Below are 1,685 nucleotides of genomic sequence, written 5' to 3'. Positions count from 1 at the left end.
GGAGGGAGGCGCGGCGTCAGTCATGGTGGCTTACCGGGTTGGGATAGGAGGCGGCGGGTTGGGGCTCGGACAGCAGGTTGTCCCAGTCGGTGCGTTGTTCCATTTGCTGGCGCGTGGCCGGGTCGACTTTGGCCTGGGCGCTGTACCAGCCACCGCCAAGGGACTTGTATAGAGCAATCACGTTACTCACGGCGTCATTGCGGCTGACCAGGTAGCTGTCCTGGGTATCGAGCAGGGCGCGTTGGGCATCCAGCACTCGCTGAAAGTCCGAATAACCCTCGCGATACAGTGCGTTGGCCAGCTCCAGCGAGCGTTTCGCCGCACCTTCGGCCTCACGCAGAATGCGCTCGCGCTGCAAGGCCTGGATCAGGCCGTTGGCGGCATCGTCCGCCTCGCGCGCGGCCTGGCGCACCTTGTCGCGATAGGCCTCGATCAGCTGTTGCAAGCGCGCATCCTGCACCCGCACGTTGTTGCTGATGCGACCGTAATCGAACACATTCCAGCGCAGGCTCGGGCCGCCGATCAGGTCGAGGCTGCGGGAGCTGCCGCTTAAGGTATCGGTGGACCAGACAATGCTGCCGAGCAGGCTCAGCGACGGGTAGAAATCGGTTTCGGCGACGCCCACCAGTGCCGACTGCGCGGCGACATTCAGCTCGGCGGCGCGCACGTCGGGACGACGCAGCAGCAGTTGGGCCGGGACATCCTGCAGCACGGCGCGGTCCACCAGCGGGATCAATCCGTTGTTCTCGACCACCAGCGGCAGCTCACCCGGCGGCTGGCCGATCAGCACCGCCAGGGCATTGCGAAAACGCCCCAGCTGATCCTGCAGGACGGGGATGCTGCTCAGGGTACCGAGGTATTGGGTCTTGGCTTGTTGCAGGTCGAGTTCGGCGGTCTGGCCGCTCTTGAACAGCTTTTCGGTGATCTCGTAATTGCGTTGCTGCTGGCGGGCGTTTTCCTCGGCCACCCGCAGTCGGGCCTGGGTGGTGCGCAGGGCAAAGTAGCTGTCGGCCACCTGCGCACGAAGCAGGACCAGGGCGTCGTCATAGTTGGCCTCGGCAGCGAAATAGCTGGCATCGGAGGCCTCGATGGCACGGCTGAAACGGCCCCAGAAATCCAGTTCCCAACCCACATCGAAGCCGGCGCTGTGCTGCCAGAAACGGCTGTCTACCGGATTGCGTCCGCCGGATTGATCACGGTGGACATACACACTGTCGGCACTGATCTGCTGCAGTTGCGGGTAACGGCCGCTTTCGGCGATGCCCAATTGCGCGCGTGCTTCCATGACCCGCAGGCCGACAATCTTGAGGCTGGAATTATTGGCGTCGGCTTCAGCGATCAACTGGTCCAGGGTCGGATCGGCAAAAATCTCCCACCACTGGCGTATGTCCGGTTGCAGCGCTCGTTGGCTGGCGTGATCGAGGTTCGGTGTATTCCATTGATCGACCCAGGGTTCGGCGGGCGACTGGAAGTCCGGTCCCAGCCGTACGCAGCCGCCGAGGGCAAGCGCCGCACACAACAGAAACCGGTTCAGATCTGGACGCATCGTGCGTTTCCGACCAGGGAATATCACAGCAGCATAGACGGCTGGATGGTGGGTGGTGCTGTTCACTTTAGGTTGGGGGTTGTAGACGCGTATTGGGATTGGATTGGGGGTATATCCGTTTTTCAGGTGATGGCTGCTG

Annotated in this window: 1 protein-coding gene; it reads right to left on the bottom strand. The window is 62.8% G+C overall.

The features are described 5' to 3' along the window. Window positions 1–16: 16 nt before the first annotated feature. Window positions 17–1,546, bottom strand: a complete 1,530-nt coding sequence (locus tag GPL81_RS30445; protein WP_160109794.1) for an efflux transporter outer membrane subunit — start codon at window positions 1,544–1,546, stop codon at window positions 17–19. Between the last annotated feature and the right edge of the window lie 139 nt (window positions 1,547–1,685).

The sequence above is a fragment of the Pseudomonas izuensis genome, assembly GCF_009861505.1.
Classification (GTDB): domain Bacteria; phylum Pseudomonadota; class Gammaproteobacteria; order Pseudomonadales; family Pseudomonadaceae; genus Aquipseudomonas; species Aquipseudomonas izuensis.
This window is presented reverse-complemented; position numbering and strand designations above follow the sequence as displayed.